This is a genomic window from Marinomonas sp. AWM4_232, assembly GCF_056158325.1.
In genome coordinates this window covers 1,055,001-1,081,525 of the sequence record NZ_JBSWTA010000001.1, presented here as the reverse complement: position 1 = coordinate 1,081,525, position 26,525 = coordinate 1,055,001, and the positions used below count along the sequence as shown (strand labels likewise).

The following is a 26,525-nucleotide window of genomic DNA, read 5'->3' as shown; positions in this document are numbered from 1 at the left end:
CCGTGCAATGGTTATTTGGTGGTGGGATATTAATCTATGAGTCAATGGTAACGGAGCCGATGGAAATAGAAACAGAGGGCGCGCATTCGCAAGAAATAGAGCACAAGTTGTTGTCGCAGCGAGACTTTCTCTTGGACTTACGCAAGACTGATCGTCAGATAATAGACTTGGTGGCGAAAAGTGCGAGCTTTGTTGCTTATGTCGATAAGATAATAAGCAGTGTTAAAGAGTTGTTCTCTAGTTCTATGTGTTTGTGCGTGTTGTGGTGTGACCGTGAATTAACGCAGTGGCGCATAGTTAATTATCAAGATTGGCCTGAAGTAAGTGATGGACTTGGGAACCTTAGTCAGCCTCCCCAGTCCGTTGCGACATTTGTGGCAAGCCCTTCTCGTGCGTTTGCCCGAGAAAGCAATCTTACTGCTCGAGCTGATTGGGCTCGATGGCATGATAGCTTCGCTCATTTAGGGCTTGAAACTTGTGACATGGTGAGCGCTCAAGACAATCAGAAGAATTGGCTTACGTTCTGCTTTTTTTCATCAGCTAATAACGCCGACATTAGATCTAATATACATCCATGGGCGATAGATCAAACATTAAACTCTATTTTATATTGGATTAATGTGATGGTTGCTCGCTATCAAACGGACGACACTCTCCAGCAACATACCAATGCTACTACGGGGCTACTGCAACCGCATGCCTTTGCCAAAGCATTGGATATGATGTTGCGCGATGCAAGACGTTATTTCCAGCGCTTAGCTTTTGTTTCTGTTCTAGTGAATGAAGAGGCTGAAGAAGATGAGCTCAAGCTGTTGTCAGACATATTACGCGAAACATTGCGAGACAATGATCTATTGGCCAACGTATCAGACCATGAATTTGTGATGGCAATGCGAATTTCTCAATTGGATGATGGGCTTGTTGTCGCGCAAAAAGTACAAAGGGCGTTGCTGAAAGCAGATCCAAACCAAGTTTCAGTGTTGAGCGGTGGTGTTAAGATTGGCGTGGCTCTGTACCCAGAGCAAGCAAACCACGACAAGTTGTATTTTGCCTCAGTCGCAGCGGCTAACGCAGTTACAGAAAGCGTTGGGTTTCGTTTAGAGTACTACGGCAAATTTGTAAAAGATTTAGATGAAGCGTATGGCGATTAAGAACGAGTTCGGTATTAGGAGTTTTTGTGAGTATTGCTAACAATTTAACGCAAGTTCAACGCGATATAGCTGATTGTGCCGCACAATGTGGTCGTTCAGCTTCTGATGTGCGATTACTTGCCGTGAGTAAAACAAAACCTCTTGCTGATTTGGAGTCTGCGTACGAGGCTGGACAGCGTTTGTTTGGTGAGAATTACGTTCAGGAAGCTGTTGAGAAGCATCAAGCTTTATCTCACTTGAGCGATATCGAGTGGCATTTTATTGGTCCTATTCAATCAAATAAGTCGCGTCAGATTGCAGAGACAATGGATTGGGTACATACCATTGATCGAGAAAAAATTGCTCGACGTTTAAGTGAACAGCGTCCTACAGAGTTGCCCCCATTGAATGTTTTAATTCAAATTAACATCAGCGGAGAGGCTTCTAAGTCGGGCATCGCATTGAGCGATTTAGAGGAGATGGTGGCTTTAGTAAAAAGCTTACCGAACCTTTCATTGCGAGGATTGATGGCGATTCCAGCACCGCAAACGGATATGGCGCTGCAGCGAGAAGTATATGCGCCGCTGCAACAAGCGTTTTTAACACTGCAAAAGAACGACCCGGTGGTGGACACACTATCGATTGGTATGTCTGGGGACTTGGCGGCAGCCATTGCATCGGGCAGCACCATGGTGCGTGTTGGCACGGCGATTTTCGGTGCACGACAATATACTTAAGGTGAACGGCAGACGTTCCAATAAATTTTAATGAATAGGGTGAACAATGAGTTTGAAGATTGCGTTTGTAGGTGTAGGTAACATGGCATCAGCGATCATTGGCGGTTTGCGTGCCAGTGGTTACTCCGGTGACGCTATTGTGGGCAGCTCGACCAATGTAGAGGATCATCCACGCCTTGAGCAACAATTTGGTATGACTATGTACGCAGATAACAAAGAAGCGGTTGCAGCCGCGGATGTTGTCTTTTTGTGTGTTAAACCCAACTTGCTGCAATCCGTGGTAGAAGAGTTTTCGGCGGTTGTTCGCCCTGAGCAATTGTTTGTGTCGGTCGCAGCAGGTATTGAAATTGATGCCTTGGAGAATTGGTTAGGGCAGTCTGTTGCAGTGGTGCGTTCAATGCCAAATACCCCTGCTTTGGTAGGGGCTGGCATGTCTGGTCTGATTGCAAATGCGCATACCAGCGAAGATCAAAAGCGTTGGGTTGCTGATGCTTTTGATAGTTTTGGTAGTCATGTTTGGATCGAAGACGAAGCGCAAATGCACACTGTGACGGCGCTTTCAGGTAGTGCTCCGGCATACTTTTTCCGTATGCTAGAAGTGATGGTTGAAGCAGGTATGGCGCAAGGTTTGGACGAAGCGACGAGTCGTAAACTGTCTACGTACGCTATGAAAGGGGCGGCAGCGATGGTGACCGAGCTTGACGAGGACATTGCTCAGCTACGCAAAAACATCACGTCTCCAAACGGCACCACTCAAGCTGCGTTAGAAACCTTAGAAGAGCAAGGTATTAAATCATTAATGACGGCTGCGGTGAATGCTTGTGCAGAGCGCTCAAAAGAGCTCGGTAAAGAATTTGCCAACAAATAATGAGGATTGGTAAAGACAATGATGAGTGATCCGTTAATCTTAGTGGTGAAAACACTAGGAAATTTATACTTATTTATTGTGTTATTGCGACTAGTTCTACAGCTAAGTCGAGCGGACTTCTATAACCCAATTAGTCAGGGTGTGGTAAAAGCTACGAGTCCATTACTAAAGCCTCTACGTAAGGTGATTCCTTCGATTGGTCGTATTGACACGTCTTCGGTTGTATTGGCCTTGGCTGTACAGGCGGTCATTTTAGTCATTATTATGGCGATCGTTGGTTATCAGCTTACGCCAACCCATTATGTGATCTACACCCTAGCAGGTGTGGCGTATCATCTGTTGGATTTGTATTTTTGGGCTATGCTGATCTCTGTCATTCTAAGTTGGGTGGCGCCAGGTTCGGGTCATCCTGGTGCTTTATTGGTAGGCCAGGTATGTGAGCCGTTGTACCGCGTTTGTCATCGCTTTATCCCGTCGCTTGGGGGTTTTGATCTATCGCCAATTTTTATTTTCTTGGCAATTTCGGTGTTGAAGCAGTTTGTTGCACCATTCGTAATTTGATGCGAAAGCTGACTTTTTAGGTCGCTTATTTGAGAAGGGCGGAAGATTCTTATATGATGCGCAGCCGAAAGGTTAGCTAAGAATCATCTGGTTCTTCAAATTAATATTAAAAAATTGGACTAGAGCTATGAGTACAATCGCAGTTTATCCAGGCACATTTGACCCTATAACAAATGGTCACGCAGATCTTGTGGAACGTGCTGCGAAACTGTTTCCTAAGGTCATTGTTGCCGTGGCAGCAAGCCCCAAGAAACGACCTGCCTTGGCTCACGATGTACGTATTCAGTTAGCAGAGGAAGTGCTAGGCCATCTCGATAATGTTGAGGTGTTGGGTTTCGATAACTTGCTGACTGAGTTTACTCGCTCGGTTAATGGTCAAGTTGTCGTACGTGGTTTACGTGCAGTGTCGGATTTCGAATATGAATTCCAGTTGGCAAATATGAACCGAGTGATAGCGCCGGATGTTGAGAGCTTGTTTCTAACGCCTTCAGAAAAGCACTCTTACATCTCATCTACTTTGGTACGTGAAATCGCTTCACTTGACGGAGATTTTGGTATGTTTGTGCACCCTAAGGTGAAGCACGTACTTACTGAGCACTACCGTCAAGTAGCAGCTGCAAAACGTTCTTGATTTTATATTGCCTTCGGGCAGTGGTTTTTTAGGAGAGCAATATGTCTCTGATTATTACTGATGAATGCATCAACTGTGATGTGTGTGAACCAGAATGTCCTAACGAAGCGATTAGCCAAGGTGAAGAGATTTATGTCATCGATCCGGCTAAATGCACAGAGTGTATTGGTCACTATGATGAGCCTCAATGTCAGCAGGTTTGTCCAGTTGACTGCATTCCTCATGACCCAAATTTTAAAGAGACGGAAGAACAGCTAATGGAGAAGTACCTCGTACTGACGGGGCAGCTGTAACACCACATCAAAAAGAAAAGCCAAGCATATGCTTGGCTTTTTGCTAATTGGCTTGGCTGTGTTGAGCCAGAATTCTTAAAATATCTTCCTTTGTCGGTGCCTTTTGATCTTCCCCTATTAGGAGTATTAGAGCGTTTAAGCTGATGCGGTCGCTGGATTTAGGGTGCGTGACGATATTGCCCATCGTATCCTCGAAACCAATGGCTGTACCGAGGTCTCTCTGAATGAGCTCTGTCACCACGTCAGCCCATCTTATGTTGTAAAGGGAAACGTTAATACGAATGGTATGATCACCTTGGTATCGGAAAAGGTCTTCTAATACCTGTTCTGTACCAGGGGCAACCAGTGAACGAACAAGCATTTCCGGATACGCTCGCACTGGGCGAATGACTGCTTTAGCGCCTGATTGACGAAAGCGCTCACGATTTGCATCGTCAATGGCTTCGGCCAAGATAAACGCTTTGGTACCAATTTCTTTAATCCTATGTAATATATCAAAAACCAAACTGTCACTATGTGTATCTAGACTATCAGGGGAGAGTACGACGATGTATTTTGCGTTGGCGACGCCTGCGTTATCCAGCATTCCTGGTGTGGTAGCGTCTCCTGTGTGATGGACAACGCCCTTTGCTCTTAGTGTTTCTGGTAGTCCCTCCGGAAACTTAGGAGTAAGGATCTGTATCGGAGCATCATCCAATCCCGGCGTATTGCAAATTTGTTGAACAAGTAGTGTTAAATAACGCTCTGTATTAGTGGTTGGGGTATTGATGATGAGAATGTGATCTTGCATATCGCTCCACTCCAAACGTCCTTTGATTTTCATTTCTTTGCGAATTAAACGTATCTCGACATAGTCGCTGGCGATCTGGGCTAACAGAGTAATGCCCATACCATAGATAAACACAATCGTAGCTAGCTGTCCCCAAAAGGTGGCGGCTGAGATATCGCCATAACCGGTGGTACTGGCGGATGTCATGGTGAGCCAAAATGCCTGCCACCAATCTAGGTCTTCAAAGTACACCATGGCAACACTGTGCACTGCTACTACTGCAGCGAGCATGAGAAAGCGCCGTTTGAGGTCTTTGACGGCGTGCAGGTGTACTTGTTTTCGATAGCGCTGTCGCGAGCGATTTCTCTTATGGACCAGCTTTCCTAGCAACATAACCTATCCCTGTTTTAGATGCTCTCAGGCATGGCGTAACCCAGCTGACGCCAAGATTCATACACCATAACCGCAACGGTGTTCGACAAATTTAGACTGCGGGAGCCTGCTTGCATGGGCAAACGTAGACGCTGCTGGTTAGGGAGTGCTTCGATGAAGTCATTGGGTAAGCCTCGTGTTTCGGGGCCGAACACTAGAACATCATTGGCCGCAAAGGACGCCGTTGAATGAGTTTGGCTGCCTTTTGTGGTCAGCGCATACACAGTGCCCAGCTGTCCCTCGTTCTCTGATAGAAACGTTTGCCAATCAGCATAGCGTTTGACGCGAGCAAGCTCGTGATAGTCTAATCCAGCACGACGAACCTTCTTTTCATCTAGGTCAAAGCCAAGTGGTTCAATCAAGTGCAATTGGTAGCCTGTGTTTGCACATAGGCGAATGACATTGCCGGTATTAGGTGGAATTTCTGGTTGGTACAAAACAATATGTAGCATGTTGTCTCTCCTATAATTTTTCTATCATACCAGAGAGAGCTAATTTCCTAACTTATCAACAAAAAAATTAAAAAACAGTTGACGGTCAGAGTGAGTTATTTATAATACGCCGCACTTGCCCAGATAGCTCAGTCGGTAGAGCAGGGGATTGAAAATCCCCGTGTCGGTGGTTCGATTCCGCCTCTGGGCACCATTTTTTTATTAGATCAGATAAGTTTCTGATTTATATAAAGTAAGTGCCTTAAATCTTGCTTTAAAAGCCCAGATAGCTCAGTCGGTAGAGCAGGGGATTGAAAATCCCCGTGTCGGTGGTTCGATTCCGCCTCTGGGCACCACTTATATTAAAGCCTCGCATATAGCGAGGCTTTTTTGTTTCTGCTTCTAAGTACTTCAGAGTTTATCCTCTAGTACTCTCTCACTCCATTTTATTTAAACTTGTTATCTCTGGCTGCCTGCTTTTGCTATATTTCTATTTAATGAAGTATCAAAACCATTGCTGTTGCGTCATATCACTGCTAGATGGCGAACACATGAAAAGGTGAGCATGTAGATGTCTAGGATTTTGCAGATCATTCTCTTAACGGCGACTGGGTACTTTTTGGCTGGTTGGCTGGGGCAGTTTTTCGCTATTCCACCTGGCTATTCCACCGTAATTTGGCCTGCATCTGGTCTTGCTATCGCTGCTTGCTTGGTATTTGGTTATTGGTCCGTAGTCGGTGTTTTTATCGGGTCGGCCGTTGTTAATGGTCTGATTAGCTTTGAAAACACTTCTCAAATCACTATTCTTATTCCTGTCCTAATTGCTCTAGGCAGTGCATTTCAAACGTTATTTTCGTATTTTCTCGTCCGGCGTGCGATTGGTACTAGGCTTGAGTTCTCCAATGTTCGTCATGTGCTTAGCTTTATAGCTTTGGCGGGACCAGTTGGATGCTTGATCAGTGCAACGGTTGGTACGTTAGTTCTCTATACTCATGAAGTGATTGGGCATGAACAGATATTACTTAACTGGTTAGGTTGGTGGCTAGGCGACTCTGTTGGCGTCATTGTTTTAGTGCCATGGCTTGCTGTTCTATTCAGGAAGCAGTTCGCTGTGCTTTATGATCACCCTTTTCGGGTGCTTTTGGCCTTGTTTATTGTGTTATTAGCCACCGCTGTATTAATGTACTCTACTGCGAATTTTGAAATAAACAAACAAAAGCAGTCCTTCAACGCCAGTGCTGACTTGAGTGCTACGTTACTGAGCGAGAGAATCAAAAACTCGGTAGATATTTTGTATAGTTTATCGGGTTATGTTCGTGGCAGCTCAGGAATAAGTTCACAAGAATTTCAGGAGTTCAGTGAAAGTGTCATGAGTCAAGATAGGGCCATCAAAGCCTTGTCTATTAATCATGTATTGGATCCAATGAGGCTTTCTTCATATGAAGAGAGTATGTCCTCTTTGCACGGATTGCCATTTAAAGTGAAAGAGCGTAACGACCAGGGGCACTTACAGAAGGTTTCACCGCGCGATAGATATGTCTCTGTAGGACTGATATATCCGTTAGAGACTAATATCAAAGCGTTAGGTTTTGATGTGTATTCAGAAAGAACGCGCAGGGAAGCGATTCAAAATGCAATACGTTTGAATTCTGCATTTCCAACGCCTGCTATCACTCTAGTGCAGGGGTCTAAAGCTGTTTTAATATTCTTGCCGATATACAAACAAGGAGTTTTATATGCGATGGCAACGGGGCTGTTTGAAATTGGAGACTTGTCTACTCGCATTTTAGATCGAGTCACCATACCCGGAGTCGAAGTCTACTTAATGGATCGTCCTGCTGACAGCTCTTCTTATATTTTGGCTGCGGGTCAGAATGCAACACTTGCGACAGAAGAACTTAGCGAAAGCATTTCAAATGATTTATTTCCCGTGATTCATCGTTCAATGATTCCGGTAGGGGCCCATCAGTGGGAGCTTATTCACATTGCGCGTTCACAATTCATTGAGCAGCCTTGGGGCACGCATTTTGTTTTGGTGGGAGGGTTGCTTGTTGCAGGTCTATTAGGTTGGGTCTTGAGCTTAGTCTTCAGTCATGCAGCACAGATTGAGCGACAAGTAGAGGAACGAACTTTAGAGCTTTCCAATGCTAACTTAGCACTTCGTGAATCCGGTGAAAAACTTAAGCAGGCGACCTTGGCTGCGCAAGAATCCAATCAAGCGAAAAGTCAATTCTTAGCTAATATGAGTCATGAAATTCGCACGCCTTTAAATGGTATGTTGGGCGGCCTTTCATTACTTAAGGAGCAAACATTAAGAGCTGAACAGTTTAGGTTGGTCGAACTTGCCCAACAAAGTGGTGAGGCCTTATTAGACTTGGTGAACGATATTCTTGACCTTTCAAAGATAGAAGCTGGTGAGCTTGAGTTAGAAAATCAATATTTTGATCTGCAGGACTTGTTGGAAGATACGGCGAGCTTAATGCGTGTTAAAGCAGAAGAAAAATCGCTTACTTTTGTAGCTCCGGAGACACTGTTGCCCGAGCGCTTGGTTTACGCTGATCGCTTACGTATACGCCAAGTGATGTTGAATTTGCTAGGTAACGCTATTAAGTTCACTCCGCTTAATGGACGTGTTTGTTTAAGAGCTGAGGAAGTGCTAGTTGAAGCAGATCAGGCAACTTATCGTATAAGCATACAGGATACTGGAATAGGTATTTCGGAAAGTTTGCAGCAGCGACTGTTCCAACGTTTTAAACAGGCTGATGCTTCAACAACACGACGTTATGGAGGCTCTGGTCTTGGTTTAGCGATCAGTAAAGAATTGATGGAAGCAATGAATGGAAAAATTGATGTCGTCAGTCAAGTAGGCCAAGGATCGACTTTCTGGTTTGAAGTGAAAGTACCTATTAAACATAAAACCGATGAGGTGAGCTGCAAAGTTGAATCGGTCTATCACAAAGCATACCTGTTGAGTCATGTAGAAAGTGACCTTTCTTATTTGAAGGCTGTATTGAACCAAAAACGAATACAGACTTATTTTATAAGCACTCTAGAAGACTTACCGATTATAGACTCTGGAACGTTATTCGTTGTTGACGATCAAATGCTAGGTGATGAAGTCGTTGAAAAGCTGCGCGAATATTACAAGCAAACTATTATTTTGCTTAGTCAAGGACATTCTTTAGATCTGTTCAAAGAGTTTAGTATTCCAACAATTTACAAACCTATTCATAGACGTGCTCTATATGCTGTTATGGAAGGTATGTTACATGAGCAACCGATTTTAGCGGAACACACTATGCGGAACCCCAGCGACGCGATTGGCGCAGGCGCTCATGTATTGTTAGTCGAAGATAATTTAACGAATCAGATTGTCGCAAAGGGTATGCTTGCTTTACTAGGTTTTAAAGTTGATGTTGCTGAAGATGGAGCCCAGGCGGTCACAGTATGCCAGAACTGCACGTATGATCTTATTTTTATGGATTGCCAAATGCCAGTAATGGATGGCTACGAAGCAACACGAAATATTCGTCAGCTTAACGACGTATCTATGACGCCTCGCGATGTACCGATCATTGCGTTAAGTGCCAATGCGATGAAGGGAGACGATCAAATTTGTTATGAAGCAGGCATGGATGACCATGTTGCTAAGCCAATTTCAAAAGAGCGTTTAACTGATGTTGTAATGAAATGGTTGGGAAATAAACATCATGGTTAATTGGGGAAGTCATTTACGATGTCTAAGCTACTGGTTAAGGGAAAGTGTTTTTTGTGTGGATAAAAAATAATGCCTAGTGTTTCGCGACGACTAACCGTACCTGATACGGTTCGTATCCATCGTTACCAAACGCAGCCAGAGATGGCGCCATCTATTTTATTTTTTAGTGGTGGTTCTGCTTTAAATAAAGTGGCTCGAGTTTTAAAGGCTTACACTCATCAATCGATCCATCTAGTAACGCCATTTGATTCAGGAGGAAGCTCTGCAAAATTGCGGGAAGCCTTTTCGATACCGGCTGTTGGGGATCTGAGAAGTCGAATTATGGCATTGGCGGATGAAACAGTTCTAGGGCAACCTGACGTGTTTCAATTGTTTAGCTATCGACTTCCCCAAAGTGATAGTCCAAAACAACTTGAGAGTGAGCTTTTGGAGCTTTCTGAAGGAACGCATCGATTAGTGCAGCCCTTGCTTCCACCAATGAAAACGCTTATTACCACGCAGTTAGCTCGAATACATAAGCGCTTACCTGAAGGTTTTGATTTACGCGGGGCAAGTGTTGGTAATTTGATTATTGCAGGGGGGTGCTTGGCACATCAGCAGCTTTTGGACCCCATTATTTTTTTGTTCTCTAGGCTAGTTAAAACCTTAGGGCAAGTGACTACAATCGTGGACGAATCCTACCATTTAGGTGTTCGCCTTGTATCGGGCGAGGTCGTTTTAGGTCAGCATTTAATTACAGGAAAGGAATATACCCAATTAAAGCAGCCTATTGCTGAAATTTGGTTGAACAATGGTTTGGAGAGCTATTCGCCGGCTCAAGTAGCCCTGCCTTCTGATAGGCGTCACAGCATTGAATACGCTGATATAATTTGTTACCCGCCAGGCAGCTTTTTCACAAGCCTAGTAGCTAATTTATTGGTAAATGGAGTCAGTGATGCGATTCAAACCAACCCAAATCCTAAAATTTATCTCCCAAATTTAGGTTCTGATCCGGAGCAGTTGGGATGGAGTTTAATGGCGCGAGTTCGCTATCTTTTATCGCTATTGCTCGGTGATCCAGAACAGAATATCGAAACGCCTGTACTTAATTGGTTGTTGATGGACGTTGACTATGACTACGGAGAAGTGGATGTGGGTCAATTGACTCGTTGGGGGGTTACCATCATAAAAGTCCCTTTGATTAAAGAAAAGTCCCATTATTACTCTGAGCACTTGGTTGTTGAAGCGCTCTTATCTTTCGCTTAGGCCTTTTAAGACAAAGAGTTGGGCTATAAATATAGAGTTTAAAGCGCTAAACTTGGTGTAAGTTGTAGAAAAAATAAGCGGTAACTCGCTCACCCTTAGTAGAATGGTTTGGTTTTCATGAGCAAAAAAGTACTCATTTGCGATGACTCAGGTATTGCCCGTAAGCAGCTTGCTCGTGTACTCCCAAAGGATTGGGATGTCGAAGTGGCCTTTGCAACGAACGGTCAAGAAGCACTAGATTATATTCATGAGCACACGGTTGATGTGTTATTTCTGGATTTAAACATGCCCGTCTTAGACGGATATCAAACATTAACTGCTTTGCAGGAACAGTCAAATGCGCCGAAGGTGTTGGTTGTTTCTGGAGATGTTCAGGCACAGGCCGTTCAGCGGGTAAAGAAATTAGGAGCGCTCGATTTTCTAAAAAAACCTGTTAATGAAGATCAGCTAGTTCATATTATAGAGAGTCACTCCTTATTTGGGGATAAGCAATCTACTGGATTAGTGCTTAAAGGAAACGCTGCAGATGATTTCAGTCTGAGTCAATGTTTGCAAGAGGTGTCCAACGTTGCCATGGGGCGCGCTGCGAGTGTTTTGGCGGATATGTTAAATGTATTCGTAAAACTACCGGTTCCTAAGGTAAATATTTTAGAAGTAAGCGAATTGCAGATGGCGCTCACTTATGGTGCTATGAATTCTGATCGCTGTTCGGCTGTCACTCAAGGGTTTGTCGGCGCAGGCATTACGATGGAAGCGCTACTGATTTTTTCTGATTCCAGTTTCCCTGATATGGCTAAATTATTGAACGTTCAGGAAGATATTGATCAGGAACTAGAGATTGAACTGCAAATGGATATTTCCTCTGTTCTGATAGGGCCTTTTATCAAAGCGTTAGGCGAGCAGCTGAATATCGACTTTAGTCACAGTCACCCAGTAGTACTTGGGCAGCATATTAAAGTGGCAGATCTAATTAATGTAAACAAAGCACGTTGGAAACGTACTTTGGCTGTGGAAATTGTCTATGAAGTGGATAATTGCCAAATTAGCTGTGATTTGATGTTGTTGTTTACGGAGGACTCGCTTCCCGTACTAGAGGGTCTTCTGTCTTATTTAGTTGAGGATGAGTGAGATGTCACAGCAAACCGACATGACAGAACTGCATTGGCTATTTGATATGTTACAGCATATCGATGTCGGCTTAGTTGTGTTAGATAGTAAATATCAAGTTGAGCTCTGGAATGGTTTTATGGAAAATCATTCTGGGATCAGTTCCACGAATGCTCGTAATCGTTCACTATTTGATATCTTTCCAACAATCAACGCCTCGTGGTTACAACAAAAGCTTGATACCGTTTTGGCGCTACGAACGCCAATTTATATTTCTTGGGAACAACGCCCGTATTTATTTCCGTTTAAGCCTTATCGCGCTGTAACCAGTATTGCGGAATCGATGTTCCAAAACGTCGTCATTCGTCCTATTAATAATGCAAATGGTTCAGTAGATCATCTATGTATTGTCACTTATGACGTAACAGATGTTGCAGTAAATAAAGCGGCGCTTTCGGCTGCAAATCGCAGGCTAGATCAAATGAGTAAAACGGATGGGCTGACGGATCTGAATAACCGGGCGAGCTTAGATAAGGCGATTAAATTAACATTTGATGCTGCTGAGAAGAACGGCAGTGGCCCCCATTGCCTAGTGATGGCGGATATTGATTATTTCAAAAAGGTTAATGATCAATATGGTCATTTATCAGGCGATGCTGTTTTGCAGGAAATGGGGAAAATATTATCGGCCGGGTCTCGTAAAGGTGACTTTGTCGGTCGTTATGGCGGCGAAGAATTTTGCGTACTTCTTTTAAATACCAATAAAGAAGGTGCCTTTACTTACTGCGAAAAGATTCGTAAACAAGTCGAAGGGAATACCTTTAAGACAAGTAAAGGTGATTTGAAAATTACCGTGAGTTTAGGTTGCTGCGAGCTCGGAAAACAGCATTCATCTATCGGAGAATGGGTTGAGAGCGCTGATAAAGCCTTGTATCAAGCTAAAGAGGGGGGCCGAAATCGCACGGTGATTGCGGAGTAATGTAAGGCAAGTTGATCTGCTAAAAAGATAAAGCTCTGCTGTGAGAACAGCAGAGCTTTTTAATTATGCGCTACGAGGCTTATTTAAAACGCGCTTCTCGATTGCGGCAATCATCATTGAAGCGATGTCTTCATTGGTTGCCGTTTCGATACCTTGCAGCCCTGGCGATGAGTTTACCTCAAGCAATAGCGGGCCGTTGTTAGAGCGAATTAGGTCTACCCCAGCGACTTTTAGGTTCATCGCCTTGGCGGCTTTGATGGCGATACGTTTCTCTTCCGCAGTGATTTTTACCAGTTCAGCGCGACCACCTTGGTGAATGTTAGCGCGGAATTCACCTGAAGCGGCTACTCGTTGAATGGAAGCAACCACTTTGCCATCAATAACGAAGCAACGCAGATCCTTGCCACTGGCTTCTTTGATGAACTCCTGCACTAGGATATTGGCGTTCAAACTCTTAAAAGCGTTGATAACGGACTCGGCCGCTTTTTTGGTTTCAGCAAGTACAACACCTTTTCCTTGTGTACCTTCTAGTAACTTCACGATCAGTGGTGCGCCGCCAACCATGTTAATCAAATCTGTTGTGTCTAATGGTGAGTTAGCGAATCCCGTTGTTGGAATCGCAAGTCCATGTTCCAGTAATAGCTGGAGCGAGCGCAGTTTATCTCGTGACTGTGCAATGGCCGTTGAATCGTTAAGACAAAAAATGCCCAGGGATTCAAATTGGCGCAGCAGCGTACAAGCGTAAAATGTCATGCTCGGGCGAATCCGAGGGATCACCGCATCTAGGTCGTTTAGGATACGGCCGCCACGATAGTGAATCTCAGGCGTTGTAGCATCCAGTTTCATGTAGCAGTGACGGACATTCAAAAACTGCATTTCATGGCCCATCGCCTCACCGGCTTCAATGATACGACGGTTGCTATATAGGTCAGGGTTGCTGGCCAAAACGCCAATACGTAAGCCACCTTCACGAATTTCAGGTGCCTCGTATAATTTGGCTAGAGTTTCTTGTGGTCGATCACCGAAAATACAGCTAACCTGAGGGTCAACGATTAGACGACCATTCATGGCTTCTCGGCCTAAAAGCATTCTAAAGCCCATACTGTCACGATCTGTTAGCGTAAGCTCAACATCCCAGGTACGCTCACCAAGTTGTAAGGGAACGCAGATTACATAGCGTTTTTCACGATCGCCACTCGAGCTTTTAATGACACGTTGATCAATGACTTCTGCTTCACAATAAACCACCACTTTACGGCTGTCTTGGATAGGGTGCACTTCGAAGGTGACCCATTGCTGTCCAGCTCTTTGAAATGGCTGGATGTTCACAGCGTGAAGTGATGAGGTCTTCGCTCCAGAGTCCACTCGAGCTTTGATAGCAGGAATGTTTAGCGAAGGAAAAGCACACCATTCGGCATTGCCAATAACTGACTTTTGGTCAAAAAACTCACTCATAGTGCAGTATTCTCATTAATACATGGGAGAAAAACGTATTGGGACAAGGATAGTCTACACCAGCGATTTTGCGCAGCTGTATTCCTTATAAATTGAGTTTGCGTTATAGCGTAAAGTTGACCAATAAGTAAGTACTATTTGAAAATCCCGTTCGATTTTGTGATTTGAATGTTCAGCATTACGTCAAACTATTGTAATCAGGGTGTGAAGGTCTAATATGGGCAAATCGAAGTAGAGAATTTGGAGCGATAAATGGATGCTCAGCTAATGCGAGAGCTAGAGGAATTAGGTGGCGAAATCCGTCCTAATAGCCTTAGAGAATGCGATGAGATCATCATCGATCAGCCTAGCTTTAGTGCCCGCATCGCATTGTGGGGTGGTCATTTGGTCAGTTTTATTCCGATGGGGCAGCAAGATGTGTTGTTTCAATCGGAAAACGAAGGTGCATTAACCCGCTTCGGGCGTCGTCATTTTGGTGTCCCTGTCTGTTGGCCGTGGTTTGGTGCTAATACTGAAGACGATGATCTGCCTGCACATGGTTTGGCACGATACTTTCGTTGGCAGTTGGTTGAAGTCGGCCGATTTAAGAACGGCGACGCGAAAATTGTGATCCGCTTGGCATCTGAGGATCATCCGCTCATAGAAGAGATGTGGCCTCACGCTTTTGAATTGCGACAGGTGTTTCGTTTAGGCGAAGGATTTAGTGTCAACTTTTCAGCGGCAAATTTATCGGATAAAACGATGCCGATTTCTGAAGCACTGCATACCTACTTCCGTGTTGGTGATAATAAGACCGCACAAGTACAAGGTTTAGACGGTGTTCAATATGTTGATAAGTTTGACGATGGGCAGAAAAAGCAACAACTAGGGGCTGTTTCGCCTTGTGAGGAGCTGGACCGCGTTTATCTAGATGCACCGCAAGAGATAGTGCTGGAAGACCCTGTATTGCAGAGAAAGCTTGTGATTAGCTCTGAAGGTGCTCAATCAACGGTGTTGTGGAACCCAGGTGAAGCGTTAGCAAAACTTCGCACGGACATGGAAGATGAAGACTATCGTCAGTTTGTCTGTGTTGAGACTGCGAATGCTTTGGATAATGCATACAAGATTGCCGCCGGTGAAATGCATCAACTGCGAGTCACTGTTCGAATTGAACCGCTAAGTGACGAGTCGTAGCGTCATTCTTTAGTGCCTTTGCCAAATATCAAAAAGCCCTTGCGAAGATCATCGTAAGGGCTTTTTCTATTAGGTATGGCTGCGACGACTTAGTCTAAGTCGTATTCCATAATTATCGGGGCATGGTCAGAGAAGCGTTGTCCTTTATAGACACTGCCGCCTTGAATGACGTGCTTTAAACCAGGCGTTGCAATTTGGTAGTCCAAACGGCCACCTTCATCTAGTTTCCAAGCACGTTCGTAGTCTGGCCACCAGGTATATTGCTTGTCTTGCTTATTTACTTGGCGGAACGCGTCAATGTACTCATGATCGTTAAAGATCTCGTTTATCCATTTACGCTCTTCAGGTAAGAAACCAGAGTTGCGCTGATTTACGAACCAGCTGCTGACATCAATCGGTGATCTTGCCACATTGGTTGTACCACAGAATATAAACTCACGACGTTTGCGACGTGTTTTAATTAAATGGTTCTTAAAACCTTCCATAAAGCGGTACTTATGCTCTTGGAGTGCTTCTTCATGGTTAGAGCCATGAGGGGTTAAAAAGGAGCCGATGCTGACCTTGTCAAAGTCTGCTTGGATAAAGCGACCTTCGAAGTCACATTCGGGGAACCCCATGCCTGTCATAATGGCTTTAGGCATTGCTTTACTATAAATAGCAACACCCGCTTCATCAGGGTTATCAAGTGAGTCAAAGAAGTACGCGTTAAACTCTGGTGGAAAAAATACGCTGTCGTTTAGGCTGCGCTCATCCGCTTGTATGTCTTGTAAACATACTACGTCGGGGTTTTGGCGCACCATCCACTCAAAGAAGCCGCGCTCCGCTGCTTGTTTTATACCGTTTACATTAAGGCTGATGACCTTCATTTCTGGTCCCTACAATTCCTAGCCGTGTGTTATATTAGCGCCCATTGGTTGTCAGGAAAGCATACTTTGCTGACAAGAGGCAATTTGTTTGTAATTTTTTATCCCCCTTGGAGTCGGCATGAAACCTTACCAAAGAGAATTTATTGAATTCGCCATAGAGCAAAAAGTATTGCGTTTTGGCGAGTTCACACTTAAATCTGGGCGTGTAAGCCCGTATTTCTTTAACGCTGGCCTGTTTAGTTCAGGTCTTGCGCTTGCAAAACTTGGCCGCTTTTATGCTGCGGCATTAGTCGAAGCAGGCGTCTCGTTCGACGTCTTATTTGGCCCTGCTTACAAAGGTATTCCTTTGGCGACGACCACTGCGGTTGCATTGTATGATCATCATGACATTGATACACCGTACGTGTTTAACCGCAAAGAAGCAAAAGATCATGGTGAAGGTGGTACCCTTGTGGGCGCACCACTTGAAGGCAACATCATGATCATTGACGACGTTATCACTGCTGGCACTGCGATCCGTGAAGTGATGGATATTATCAATTCCGCGGGTGCAAAACCTGCTGGTGTTCTTATTGCACTGAACCGCCAAGAGCGCGGTCGTGGCGAGTTATCTGCTATCCAAGAAGTAGAACGTGACTTCAGTATGCCTGTTGTGAGCATTGTGTCTCTGAATGACATCATGACTTACTTGGAAGAGCAGGACTCACCTGAGTTTGCTCAACACCTTGCCGCGGTTAAAGCATACCGCGATCAGTACGGTGTTTAATCAATGATTGGCTGCGCGCTAGGCGCGGCCAATCATCAGAGTTGGAGCGATGGCTTGCCATTGCTCCTGCCAATTCTGTAGTGGCTTTGTCTTGTATTCAGTACGAACGTATTGACGGATTTTACCTTCCAGCAAGGCCAGTAGATAGTTGGCGCAAGCATTTGTGCCCATCACTGGACGTAAGTTTTGCTTCAAATCGGCTTCACGCAATACTTGGCGAAGCTGAGTCTCAATACGATCAAATAGCTGCGCAATACGAACACGCAAGCGCTCCGTCTCTCCTGCCAAGGCATCTGCTGTGAGCAGGCGACACATGCCTGGGTTTTGCTCAGAAAAGCTCAATACTAAGAACAAAATCACTTCTAAACGTTTATTGACGTCTTCTTCGTCCTGCACAATACGATGAATGCGAGTAAATAAGGTTTCCTCGATAAATTCGATTAAACCTTCAAACATCTTCGCTTTGCTTGGGAAATGGCGATACAGAGCTGCCTCTGACACCCCCACTTCTTTTGCTAGAGCGGCAGTCGTAATACGAGCCCCTGGGCTGCTTTCTAACATGCCCGCTAAGGACTGTAATATTTCCGTGCGTCGATCGCTTTTTTTTGTGCTCATATTAATACGGCCTATCGCTTTAAATGGGCGAATTAAATGTCTTTTTCTTGATTAGTGATCAGTGTACCCACGCCGGTATCGGTGAAGATCTCAAGTAGCGTAGCGTGAGGTACTCGCCCATCAATAATATGCGCGCTGGTAACGCCAGCGTTTACCGCAGAAAGTGCACAGCTGATCTTCGGTAGCATGCCGCCGTAGATAGTGCCGTCAGCAATAAGGTTATCAACTTGTGCTGTGCTTAACCCAGTTAGCACGTTACCTTGCTTATCTTGTACGCCTGAGATGTTCGTTAGTAGCATGAGTTTTTCTGCGTTAACCGCTTCGGCTACTTTACCTGCTACCAAATCCGCGTTGATGTTATAAGCGTTGCCTTCATCATCAATACCGATTGGTGCGATAACAGGAATCAAATCGCTGTTTTCAAGAACTTTCAAAACGCTTGTATCAATGCTCGCCACTTCGCCCACATGGCCGATGTCGACCTGTTCTGGTGCGCTCATGCCTTCTGCTTGGTGTTTTACAAACAGCTTTCTCGCTTTGATGAAACCGCTGTCTTTACCCGTTAGGCCGATTGCTTTGCCCCCAGCACGGCTGATTAGGTTCACGATGTCTTTGTTTACCTGACCACCCAGTACCATTTCTACTACGTCCATTGTTGCAGTGTCTGTAACACGCATGCCATTTATGAACTTAGACTCGATGCTTAGCTTGGTAAGCATTTCACCAATCTGTGGGCCACCACCGTGAACAACAATTGGATTAATACCGATAGCTTTCATTAACACGATATCGCGCGCGAACCCTGCTTGTAATGCTTCATCAGTCATGGCATTACCGCCGTATTTGATGACCAATGTTTTGCCAGCAAAACGTTGGATGTAAGGAAGCGATTCACTCAATACTTGAGCTACATCTAATGCAGATTCGCGTGTATAAGCCACGTTGGTAACACTCCTATTGTTATTCAAAGAGCTTTTTTGACAGAGTCGAAAAAAGTTGTGGGAGGGTGCAGTTAAGACTCAGCTGAGTTTAAGCATACTATGTGCCAGAAACATTACAGTGAGTGTAAGCGACCACTTATGGTGGAAAATAATAACGTGAACTGCGTCGACTCTCTATAAAAAATTGAAGAAAATTGACGAATTTCTGACCGAATAAAATGATCTTTATTTACCAAAGGGGAGATGGGTGAACTGCTTCTAAAAGAGCAATGAAATAGTTGAGAATAACTCAACTATTTCATGTGCAAAGGATTACTTGGTGCCGGTAGAGCCGAAGCCGCCTTTGCCGCGATCGCTGGCAACGAAGTCTTCAACGATATTGAACTCTGCTTGTACAACAGGCAACAGAACAAGTTGAGCAACGCGCTCACCCGGTTCGATCGTGAATGTCGTTTGGCCGCGGTTCCAGCAAGAGACCATTAGTTCGCCTTGGTAATCAGAGTCGATCAGACCTACTAGGTTACCTAGTACGATACCGTGCTTATGGCCAAGACCAGATCGAGGCAGAATGGTTGCCGCAAGGCTTGGGTCTTCAATGTAAATCGCTAGACCTGTTGGTAATAGAGTCGTTTGACCTGGTTCAAGAACGACTGCTTCGTCTAGGCAGGCACGTAGGTCTAGACCTGCCGAGCCTTCGGTCGCGTAAGCTGGTAATGGCAATTCAGTGCCGATCTTTGGGTTCAAGACTTTAAGTTGAATAGGGTGTTTCATTGGTTTACTCATGACTGTGTGGATTGGTATTGAGTAATCAGCTCAACAAGCTCAATGGCCAGAGCTGATTTCGCCTCTTTCGGCGGTGTCCATTGCTGGTCTTTGGACAGCACGGTCACTTGGTTTTCATCATTGTTAAAACCAATATCAGTGCGTGACACATCGTTGGCGATGATCAAGTCCAGACCTTTGCGTTCTAATTTACTTTTTGCGTAAGCGAGTACGTCTTGGGTTTCTGCGGCAAAGCCCACCATACATTTTGCGGCTTTTTCTTGGCTTAGGGTGGCAATCACATCTGGGTTTTTGACCAGAGTTAATTGCATTTCATCGCTATCGCCAGTCTTTTTCATTTTTTGAGGGGCTACCTCTTTCATACGAAAGTCAGCGACCGCTGCTGCGCCGATAAATACGTCGGCAGGCGTTACCGTAGCAGTACGACAAGCGCGTAACATTTCTTCCGCGCTTTTAATGGCAATTCGTTGTACGCCTTGCGGTGCGTCTAGTTGCGTTGGGCCGCTTACCAGTGTCACGTGAGCGCCACGAGCCTGTGCCACGGCAGCCAGCGCGTAGCCCATTTTTCCTGAACTATGGTTACTGATGTAACGAACTGGGTCTATGGCTTCCATGGTTGGTCCAGCGGTAATCACCCAATGCTGACCTGCCAAGTCTTGTTGTGTCGGGGCTAGAAGTTGCTCGATAGCGTTTAATAAATCAATTGGCTCTTCCATGCGTCCCGCGCCTACGTCACCACAGGCTTGTGCGCCAGAGGCTGGACCTATGATGGCAACATCGCGTGAAATCAGTGTCTGTAGATTGGTCTGAGTCGCGGGATGCTTCCACATGGCTTGGTTCATAGCGGGCGCTAATGCGACAGGTGCTTCCGTTGCTAAACATAAGGTTGTTAGTAAATCATTGGCCATGCCTTGTGCGTAGCGAGCCATAAAGTCAGCAGAGGCTGGGGCGATGATGATGAGATCTGCCCATTTCGCTAATTCAATATGTCCCATGCCCAACTCGGCTGATGGATCAAGCAAAGTGCTGCGCACAGGGTGTCCAGAGACGGCTTGCAATGTCATCTCCGTGACAAAGGCTTTTGCCCCTTCAGTTAGCACCACTTGAACGTCGGCACCGGCTTTGGTGAGCAGGCGGATCAACTCAATGGTTTTATAGGCGGCGATACCACCGGTAATCCCCACGAGAATCTGTTTGTTCGCAAGACTGGACATAATTCGCTTCTTATCACAAAGTGGCAGATATTCGCTGAATATGATGAAGCACAGGATGTGCTCATGTATTCGCAGTTAGAATGCGCAAAGAGTACCACAAGGAGGTGAGTATTATGAGTATAAAACAATGGCCAGAAGCCGAACGCCCACGAGAAAAACTCATGCATCAAGGGGCGCATGCCTTAAGTGACGCAGAGTTGCTGGCGATTTTTCTTAGAACTGGTACTCAAGGTATCAGTGCCGTGGAATTGGCACGCAGAGTGCTACATCAATTTGGTGGCTTAAGGGCTTTGTTGTCGGCTTCAAGGGACGACTTTTGCCAAGGCTTTGGTTTAGGCGATGCCAAATACACTCAACTGCAAGCCGTCCTAGAAATGTCTAAGCGTCATCTGCAAGAGCAACTCACACGCGATACGGTTTTTAATAGTGCTGAAGCAGTGCGTACTTATTTATCGACTCAGTTGCGCCATTCTCCTCGGGAAATTTTCGCAGTGCTGTTTCTCGATTCTCAGCATCGACTGATCCGCTATCAAGAACTCTTTATGGGCACCATCGACAGCGCCGCGGTGTATCCAAGAGAAGTGGTCAAGGCTGCGCTTACCCATAATGCCGCAGCGGTGATCCTGGCCCACAACCATCCATCGGGTGTATCCGAACCCAGCCAAGCGGATATCAATATCACCGAGCGCATCCGCAAGGCGCTCGACCTCATTGATGTGCGTTTATTGGACCACTTTATCGTAGGAGATGCTCGACCTCTGTCTTTGGCAGAGCGAGGGTTGCTCTGAACGAGATTGCCTGCAAATAGATTTCCTGTTGTTTGGTTTACGAGCTTTTTAATTCAGTGACTTGAATGCTGGGTGGCTATCTCAGATTAAGTCAATTGATCAATTTTTTAACAAATCATTTGCTGTTTGCAGGGGACTGTGGGAGAATTCGCGCCGCTATATCCTCGGTACGGGATTTTGTGGCCCCCGCGTTCACTGCAAAGTGTTCCAGAGTGACCCACGCTCCGCCTGAGGAAGTGCAAACTTCCAATAATCTTCGGATAGCATAAGGTATTTAATTATGTCTCGCGTATGTCAAGTTACTGGGAAGCGTCCTATTACAGGTAACAACGTTTCTCACTCAAAGCGTCACACTAAGCGTCGCTTTCTTCCTAACCTTCACTGGCACCGTTTTTGGGTAGAAAGTGAAAGCCGTTACGTTCGTCTACGTGTATCTTCTAAAGGTATGCGTATCATCGATAAAAAAGGCATCGATTCAGTTCTTACTGAAATGCGTGCCCGTGGCGAAAAAGTATAAGGAATCTGAATCATGGCTTCTAAAGGCGCTCGCGATCTAATCCGCATGGTATCTTCTGCAGGTACTGGTCACTTCTACACGACTGACAAGAACAAGCGTAACACTCCAGACAAACTGGAAATGAAAAAGTTTGATCCTGTTGTTCGTAAGCACGTGATGTACAAAGAAGCGAAAATCAAATAATTTTTGCTTTCTTGTAAACGAAAAAGCCGGCCTAGCGTCGGTTTTTTTGTGTCTGAAATATGTGATAGGTAGAACGCGCAAGCTAAGTGGTGAAAAAGCTTTGTCCCCGATAGAATCGGGTCGTACGGGGAGTATTCCCTGAAAGAACGAAGTCGTACGAGCGAATTCTACTCGCGATAAAAGAACTTACATAACACAGCAAATGCTCTTTGAGGAATGTATGCCGGAATTACCTGAGGTCGAAACCACCAAAAATGGCATAGCGCCGCATATTTTAAATCAAACTATTGAACACATAGATATTCGTCAGCCCAAACTACGTTGGCCAATCCCTGATGACGTGTCTATCAAACTGCCCGGCCAAGTGGTTCGAAGCGTTACGCGCCGCGGGAAATACATTGGTGTGCAAACCGATGCAGGGACTTTGATTATTCACTTGGGCATGTCGGGAAGTTTGTACTTTGTTGCGCCAGAAACGCCTCCGATGTTTCACGACCATGTAGATATTCATTTCGCAGGGCTTAATAAAGTGTTGCGTTACACCGACCCGCGCCGCTTCGGTGCCATGCTTTGGCAAGAGGGCGATTGGCAGTTACATGAGCTGATTTCACATCTTGGTCCAGAGCCCCTAACTGATGCTTTTAATGTGGAGTACCTCTACGAAAAAGCAAAAGGGCGTAAGCAAGCGATTAAGCAATTCATTATGGACAGCAAAATCGTGGTGGGTGTCGGAAATATATACGCCAATGAAGCCTTATTTATGGCAGGTATTCGCCCTACTCGTGCAGCGGGTAATATCAGCAAGGCGCGCTTAACCGTATTTGTGGAATGCATTAAGACGGTATTGGCGGCAGCGATTGAGCAAGGCGGTACGACATTAAAGGATTTTGTCAGCGGCGAAGGTAAGCCAGGTTATTTCAAACAAGAGTTAAAGGTTTATGGCCGTGCCGATCAACCTTGTGTGACCTGCAAATCATCTCTTAAAGAAATTCGTCAAGGTCAGCGCAGCACAGTGTACTGTTCAACTTGTCAAAAGTAGCGGTCGGCATACTTATTGCTGATTGTTGTTATGGGTAGCTTGTTAGGCAGATTGTGTTGATTTCATCTACATTTATGGGCAAAACATCGTGTGTTATATGAAAAACAGTGAATAATGGTGCAATTGTGCACGTCGTTATTGCGCTCAAAGCTTAATCAGTTTATTTTTGACCGATTAGCCAGTTTTTAGGCTTTGGTAATCCTAAATTGCCATGATAAAAATCAAAGGGGAATAGAATGAAAGGTGTCTTTCTTGCGTCGGCTACTGCATTAGCCATGGCGGTGTCTTCTGCATACGCTGCTGATATCAAACCTGCTGTGGTTTATGATCAAGCGGGTAAGTTTGATAAGTCGTTTAACGAGGGTGTTTACAACGGCATTACAAAGTTTACGGAAGATACTGGTATTGAAATTCGTGAGTCTGAGCCAAAGAACGAAGCTCAGGTTGAGCAAAACCTTCGCCGTCTAGCGAAGCGTGGTTATTCGCCAATTGTTGCAGTGGGCTTCACCATGATGTCTGCGGTACAAAAGGTCGCTCAGGATTTCCCTGATGTGCAGTTCACAATCATTGATGCTGTAATTGATCTGCCAAACGTGCAGTCTATCGTATTTAAAGAACACGAAGGCTCATTCCTTGTTGGCGCATTGGCTGCCATGGCATCCAAGACGGATACCGTTGGCTTCGTCGGTGGTATGGATATTCCTCTAATTCGTAAGTTTGGTTGTGGCTATGAGCAAGGTGCGAAATTTATCACACCAAATGCAACTGTTATTCAGAACATGACGGGTTCTACTGGCGCTGCATTTAATGACCCAACAAAAGGTTCTGAACTTGCGAAAAGCCAATTCTCTAAAGGTGCTGATGTCGTCTTCGCTGCTGCAGGTGGTACAGGTATTGGTGTGTACCAAGCCGCTAAAGATGAAGGTAAGTTAGCGATCGGTGTTGACTCGAATCAGAACCATATTCAACCTGGTACAATGCTAACGTCTATGGTTAAGCGTGTAGACTCTGCTGCTTACAAAGTGTTTGAGGAAGCTAACACGGGCGAATGGAAGCCTGGTCTAGAGGTCCTAGGTCTATCTGATGGTGGCGTAGATTGGGCTTTGGATGAGCACAATAAAGGTCTAATCACTGCAGATATGAAAGCTAAAATGGATGATGTTAAGGCGAAAATTATCAGCGGTGAGATCAGCGTGCACGACTACATGTCAGACAGCACTTGTAACTATTAATCGCAAATAAAGCAGCTGTTCACTATCTTAAATGGTGAACAGCTGCTTTTTTTTGCTCAAAACTTTGCATAGAAAGAAATATGACTCAACAAACACATCCATACTCGATTGAGTTAGAAGGGATTTCGAAGCGATTCGGTACGGTGCAAGCGAATAAGAATATCGACTTGCAAGTCCCTGCTGGCACGATTCACGGCATTATCGGTGAGAACGGCGCTGGCAAATCTACCTTAATGAGCATTATCTACGGTTTTTATGAAGCCGATTCGGGCTCGATCTCTATTGATGGCCAGCAGGTGTCGATCCGAAATTCTCAAGATGCCATTAATGTGGGCATTGGCATGGTGCACCAGCACTTTATGCTAGTGGAAAACTTCTCTGTTTTAGAAAATGTTATTTTGGGTGCCGAGGGTGGTGCAGTTCTAAAACAAGGTATGGATGCAGCCCGCGAAGAGCTTAAGCGCTTGGAGCAAGAATATAGCCTGGATATTGATGTTGATGCGATCGTGGAAGATTTGCCAGTGGGATTGCAGCAACGTGTTGAAATCCTTAAGGCGTTGTACCGTGGTGCAAAAATTCTCATCTTGGATGAGCCAACGGGTGTGTTAACACCGCAAGAAGCAGATCATCTATTCCGCATCCTTAAGTCTCTCAAAGAGCAAGGGGTGACAGTGATCCTGATTACCCACAAGCTACGAGAGATTTTAGCCTCAACGGACAATGTTTCAGTGATGCGCCAAGGTGAGATGGTAGCACACCGTGAAACGTCAAAAACCGATAAGGAAGAATTGGCTGAATTGATGGTGGGTAAGAAGGTTCGTCTTAAGGTAAATAAAGACGAAGCCAAACCTGAGCAAACAGTCTTGTCGGCAAAAGATCTTTCATTCTTTGATGGGCAGGGCGTTGAGCGCCTTAAAAAAGTGTCTCTTGATCTTAAAGCTGGTGAGATCCTTGGTATTGCAGGGGTTTCAGGTAATGGTCAGAGTGAACTTTTAAATGTGCTTTCTGGTATCACGCCGATGGCGTCGGGTGAAATCCAGTTTGCGGGACAGACTATTACTGCTAATGCGCCAAAGAATGCTGCGCAAATGCGTGATCTTAAAATGGCTCACGTGCCAGAAGATCGTCACAAAATGGGTTTGGTGACAGGCTTTGAGGCCTACGAAGCAGCGGTATTAGGCTATCACGACTCAGAGGCTTATAACGGTTCGCTATTGATGAATCGTAGCGCGATGCTCGAAGAGTGTAATGAGCGCATGGCTGCTTGGGATGTTCGACCGCCGAATCCTCATTTGAAAACGGCTAACTTCTCTGGTGGTAATCAGCAGAAGATCGTTATTGCCCGAGAAGTTGAGCAGAACCCTAATGTACTGTTAATCGGACAACCCACACGTGGTGTGGACATTGGTGCAATTGAAAATATTCACGAGCAAATCGTGAAACTACGGGATGCAGGCAAAGCGATTTTGCTAGTGTCGGTAGAGTTAGATGAAATTATGGCGTTGAGTGATCGAATTATTGTGATGTTTGATGGGGCGGTTGTAGGTGAAGTCTCAGCCAACGAAGCAGATGAACGTACGCTAGGTCTAATGATGGCCAATGCGTGGAATGAGGGACAAGGAGCACAGGCATGAGTCAAGCGAAAGTCCCTGCGTGGGTAAGTGTGGGTCTAATACCACTGTTAAATATTCTATTGGCGTTTTTAGTCTCTGGTTTGGTGTTTCTTGCGATCGGAGAAGACCCAATCGAAGCGGCTGGCTATCTAGTATATGGCGCCTTTGGTTACGATGAAGGGATCGGATATACCTTATATTACGCGACTAACTTAATTTTCACTGGCCTTGCTGTGTCGGTAGCCTTTAAAGCTGGGTTGTTCAATATCGGTGGTGAAGGTCAGGCCTATATCGGTGGTTTAGGGGTTGGTTTACTTTGTTTGTGGTTTGATAGCTCGTTGCCTTTGTTGGTGATTGCTCCATTAGCGATCATTGGTGGCGCTTTGTTTGGTGCGGCCTGGGCTTATATCCCTGCTTATCTTCAAGCTCGACGTGGTAG

The 26,525-nt window shown here is 45.2% G+C and carries 27 protein-coding genes, 2 tRNA genes and 1 pseudogene (1 of these 30 only partly in view); 21 read left to right on the top strand and 9 right to left on the bottom strand.

The annotated features are described in order from the left end of the window. The first annotated feature begins 2 nt into the window (after nt 1–2). From ACXAC1_RS05095 to ACXAC1_RS05070, 6 genes are all read left to right on the top strand, one after another. On the top strand, nt 3–1,151 hold the full coding sequence (locus tag ACXAC1_RS05095; protein WP_475059504.1) for a GGDEF domain-containing protein: 1,149 nt from the start codon (nt 3–5) through the stop codon (nt 1,149–1,151). A gap of 26 nt (nt 1,152–1,177) precedes the next feature. After that, the gene (locus tag ACXAC1_RS05090) at nt 1,178–1,867 is read left to right on the top strand and encodes a YggS family pyridoxal phosphate-dependent enzyme (RefSeq protein WP_475059502.1); all 690 of its coding nucleotides are present in this window, start codon (nt 1,178–1,180) and stop codon (nt 1,865–1,867) included. A 46-nt stretch (nt 1,868–1,913) separates the two neighbouring features. After that, nucleotides 1,914–2,735, top strand: coding sequence for a pyrroline-5-carboxylate reductase (proC, locus tag ACXAC1_RS05085; RefSeq protein ID WP_475059500.1), 822 nt, complete (start codon nt 1,914–1,916; stop codon nt 2,733–2,735). Between the two features lie 18 nt (nt 2,736–2,753). Further along, nucleotides 2,754–3,296, top strand: a complete 543-nt coding sequence (locus ACXAC1_RS05080) for a YggT family protein (protein ID WP_475059497.1) — start codon at nt 2,754–2,756, stop codon at nt 3,294–3,296. Between the two features lie 127 nt (nt 3,297–3,423). After that, the gene (coaD, locus tag ACXAC1_RS05075; RefSeq protein ID WP_133560889.1) at nt 3,424–3,927 is read left to right on the top strand and encodes a pantetheine-phosphate adenylyltransferase; all 504 of its coding nucleotides are present in this window, start codon (nt 3,424–3,426) and stop codon (nt 3,925–3,927) included. Nucleotides 3,928–3,968: 41 nt separating this feature from the next. Further along, nucleotides 3,969–4,220 carry a YfhL family 4Fe-4S dicluster ferredoxin gene (locus tag ACXAC1_RS05070; protein WP_133560887.1) on the top strand — a complete coding sequence of 84 codons (252 nt, stop codon included), beginning with the start codon at nt 3,969–3,971 and terminating at the stop codon, nt 4,218–4,220. Between the two features lie 43 nt (nt 4,221–4,263). Here ACXAC1_RS05070 and ACXAC1_RS05065 read toward each other — a convergent pair whose 3' ends face one another. Further along, nucleotides 4,264–5,280, bottom strand: coding sequence for an ion channel (locus ACXAC1_RS05065; RefSeq protein ID WP_475059495.1), 1,017 nt, complete (start codon nt 5,278–5,280; stop codon nt 4,264–4,266). Between the two features lie 116 nt (nt 5,281–5,396). After that, the gene (gene trmL / locus ACXAC1_RS05060; RefSeq protein WP_475059493.1) at nt 5,397–5,873 is read right to left on the bottom strand and encodes a tRNA (uridine(34)/cytosine(34)/5-carboxymethylaminomethyluridine(34)-2'-O)-methyltransferase TrmL; all 477 of its coding nucleotides are present in this window, start codon (nt 5,871–5,873) and stop codon (nt 5,397–5,399) included. Between the two features lie 117 nt (nt 5,874–5,990). On the opposite strand from trmL, the gene ACXAC1_RS05055 reads away from it, so the two are divergent. The 6 genes from ACXAC1_RS05055 to ACXAC1_RS05030 all read left to right on the top strand — a co-directional run bounded on the left by ACXAC1_RS05055 (nt 5,991) and on the right by ACXAC1_RS05030 (nt 12,901). Next, nucleotides 5,991–6,066: transfer RNA gene (locus ACXAC1_RS05055), tRNA-Phe, on the top strand. Nucleotides 6,067–6,132: 66 nt separating this feature from the next. Continuing rightward, nucleotides 6,133–6,208: transfer RNA gene (locus ACXAC1_RS05050), tRNA-Phe, on the top strand. Nucleotides 6,209–6,423: 215 nt separating this feature from the next. Continuing rightward, complete coding sequence (locus tag ACXAC1_RS05045; protein ID WP_475059491.1) at nt 6,424–9,570, top strand: ATP-binding protein; 3,147 nt, start codon at nt 6,424–6,426, stop codon at nt 9,568–9,570. A 69-nt stretch (nt 9,571–9,639) separates the two neighbouring features. Continuing rightward, nucleotides 9,640–10,815 carry a GAK system CofD-like protein gene (locus ACXAC1_RS05040; RefSeq protein ID WP_475059489.1) on the top strand — a complete coding sequence of 392 codons (1,176 nt, stop codon included), beginning with the start codon at nt 9,640–9,642 and terminating at the stop codon, nt 10,813–10,815. Nucleotides 10,816–10,932: 117 nt separating this feature from the next. Continuing rightward, nucleotides 10,933–11,943 (top strand): response regulator, encoded by a 1,011-nt coding sequence (locus ACXAC1_RS05035; protein WP_475059486.1) that lies wholly within the window; start codon nt 10,933–10,935, stop codon nt 11,941–11,943. A gap of 1 nt (nt 11,944) precedes the next feature. Continuing rightward, nucleotides 11,945–12,901: a GGDEF domain-containing protein gene (locus ACXAC1_RS05030; RefSeq protein ID WP_475059483.1), complete on the top strand. Its 957-nt coding sequence runs from the start codon at nt 11,945–11,947 to the stop codon at nt 12,899–12,901. 63 nt (nt 12,902–12,964) lie between these two features. Here the strand turns inward: ACXAC1_RS05030 and rimK are convergent, their stop codons facing one another. Both rimK and ACXAC1_RS05020 read right to left on the bottom strand, forming a co-directional pair. Beyond that, a complete protein-coding gene (rimK, locus tag ACXAC1_RS05025) occupies nt 12,965–13,876 on the bottom strand; it encodes a 30S ribosomal protein S6--L-glutamate ligase (protein WP_475063778.1) in 912 nt (303 codons plus the stop codon). A 69-nt stretch (nt 13,877–13,945) separates the two neighbouring features. Next, nucleotides 13,946–14,356 (bottom strand): annotated as a pseudogene (locus ACXAC1_RS05020) (ATP-dependent zinc protease family protein); the annotation flags it as partial. Between the two features lie 252 nt (nt 14,357–14,608). On the opposite strand from ACXAC1_RS05020, the gene ACXAC1_RS05015 reads away from it, so the two are divergent. Continuing rightward, the gene (locus ACXAC1_RS05015; RefSeq protein ID WP_475059481.1) at nt 14,609–15,529 is read left to right on the top strand and encodes a D-hexose-6-phosphate mutarotase; all 921 of its coding nucleotides are present in this window, start codon (nt 14,609–14,611) and stop codon (nt 15,527–15,529) included. An 89-nt stretch (nt 15,530–15,618) separates the two neighbouring features. Here ACXAC1_RS05015 and ACXAC1_RS05010 read toward each other — a convergent pair whose 3' ends face one another. Then, entirely contained in the window at nt 15,619–16,395 is a 777-nt protein-coding gene (locus ACXAC1_RS05010) for an exodeoxyribonuclease III (protein WP_133560862.1), read from the bottom strand. Nucleotides 16,396–16,513: 118 nt separating this feature from the next. Here ACXAC1_RS05010 and pyrE point away from each other — a divergent pair, with 118 nt between their 5' ends. After that, complete coding sequence (pyrE, locus tag ACXAC1_RS05005) at nt 16,514–17,161, top strand: orotate phosphoribosyltransferase (RefSeq protein ID WP_199462039.1); 648 nt, start codon at nt 16,514–16,516, stop codon at nt 17,159–17,161. Nucleotides 17,162–17,179: 18 nt separating this feature from the next. On the opposite strand, the gene slmA is transcribed toward pyrE, so the two are convergent. From slmA to coaBC, 4 genes are all read right to left on the bottom strand, one after another. Next, on the bottom strand, nt 17,180–17,776 hold the full coding sequence (gene slmA, locus ACXAC1_RS05000) for a nucleoid occlusion factor SlmA (RefSeq protein WP_475059479.1): 597 nt from the start codon (nt 17,774–17,776) through the stop codon (nt 17,180–17,182). A 32-nt stretch (nt 17,777–17,808) separates the two neighbouring features. After that, nucleotides 17,809–18,717, bottom strand: coding sequence for an acetylglutamate kinase (argB, locus tag ACXAC1_RS04995; RefSeq protein ID WP_475059477.1), 909 nt, complete (start codon nt 18,715–18,717; stop codon nt 17,809–17,811). A gap of 312 nt (nt 18,718–19,029) precedes the next feature. Next, the gene (dut, locus tag ACXAC1_RS04990) at nt 19,030–19,488 is read right to left on the bottom strand and encodes a dUTP diphosphatase (RefSeq protein WP_475059475.1); all 459 of its coding nucleotides are present in this window, start codon (nt 19,486–19,488) and stop codon (nt 19,030–19,032) included. An 8-nt stretch (nt 19,489–19,496) separates the two neighbouring features. Continuing rightward, a complete protein-coding gene (gene coaBC / locus ACXAC1_RS04985; protein ID WP_475059472.1) occupies nt 19,497–20,714 on the bottom strand; it encodes a bifunctional phosphopantothenoylcysteine decarboxylase/phosphopantothenate--cysteine ligase CoaBC in 1,218 nt (405 codons plus the stop codon). Nucleotides 20,715–20,827: 113 nt separating this feature from the next. On the opposite strand from coaBC, the gene radC reads away from it, so the two are divergent. The 7 genes from radC to ACXAC1_RS04950 all read left to right on the top strand — a co-directional run. Continuing rightward, nucleotides 20,828–21,502 carry a RadC family protein gene (radC, locus tag ACXAC1_RS04980; protein WP_475059470.1) on the top strand — a complete coding sequence of 225 codons (675 nt, stop codon included), beginning with the start codon at nt 20,828–20,830 and terminating at the stop codon, nt 21,500–21,502. Nucleotides 21,503–21,782: 280 nt separating this feature from the next. Continuing rightward, complete coding sequence (gene rpmB, locus ACXAC1_RS04975; protein WP_055463997.1) at nt 21,783–22,019, top strand: 50S ribosomal protein L28; 237 nt, start codon at nt 21,783–21,785, stop codon at nt 22,017–22,019. Between the two features lie 12 nt (nt 22,020–22,031). Further along, nucleotides 22,032–22,202, top strand: a complete 171-nt coding sequence (rpmG, locus tag ACXAC1_RS04970) for a 50S ribosomal protein L33 (RefSeq protein ID WP_011978459.1) — start codon at nt 22,032–22,034, stop codon at nt 22,200–22,202. Between the two features lie 220 nt (nt 22,203–22,422). Beyond that, nucleotides 22,423–23,241 carry a bifunctional DNA-formamidopyrimidine glycosylase/DNA-(apurinic or apyrimidinic site) lyase gene (gene mutM, locus ACXAC1_RS04965; protein ID WP_475059467.1) on the top strand — a complete coding sequence of 273 codons (819 nt, stop codon included), beginning with the start codon at nt 22,423–22,425 and terminating at the stop codon, nt 23,239–23,241. A gap of 236 nt (nt 23,242–23,477) precedes the next feature. Further along, nucleotides 23,478–24,473: a BMP family lipoprotein gene (locus ACXAC1_RS04960; protein WP_475059465.1), complete on the top strand. Its 996-nt coding sequence runs from the start codon at nt 23,478–23,480 to the stop codon at nt 24,471–24,473. An 80-nt stretch (nt 24,474–24,553) separates the two neighbouring features. Beyond that, nucleotides 24,554–26,107 carry an ABC transporter ATP-binding protein gene (locus tag ACXAC1_RS04955; protein ID WP_475059463.1) on the top strand — a complete coding sequence of 518 codons (1,554 nt, stop codon included), beginning with the start codon at nt 24,554–24,556 and terminating at the stop codon, nt 26,105–26,107. Then, nucleotides 26,104–26,525 carry the 5' end (the start) of an ABC transporter permease gene (locus ACXAC1_RS04950; RefSeq protein WP_475059461.1) on the top strand. Its footprint extends 676 nt past the window's final position, so only the first 422 of its 1,098 coding nucleotides appear in the window; it begins with the start codon at nt 26,104–26,106; its stop codon lies beyond the right edge, outside the window. Before ACXAC1_RS04955 ends, ACXAC1_RS04950 begins: the two co-directional genes overlap by 4 nt.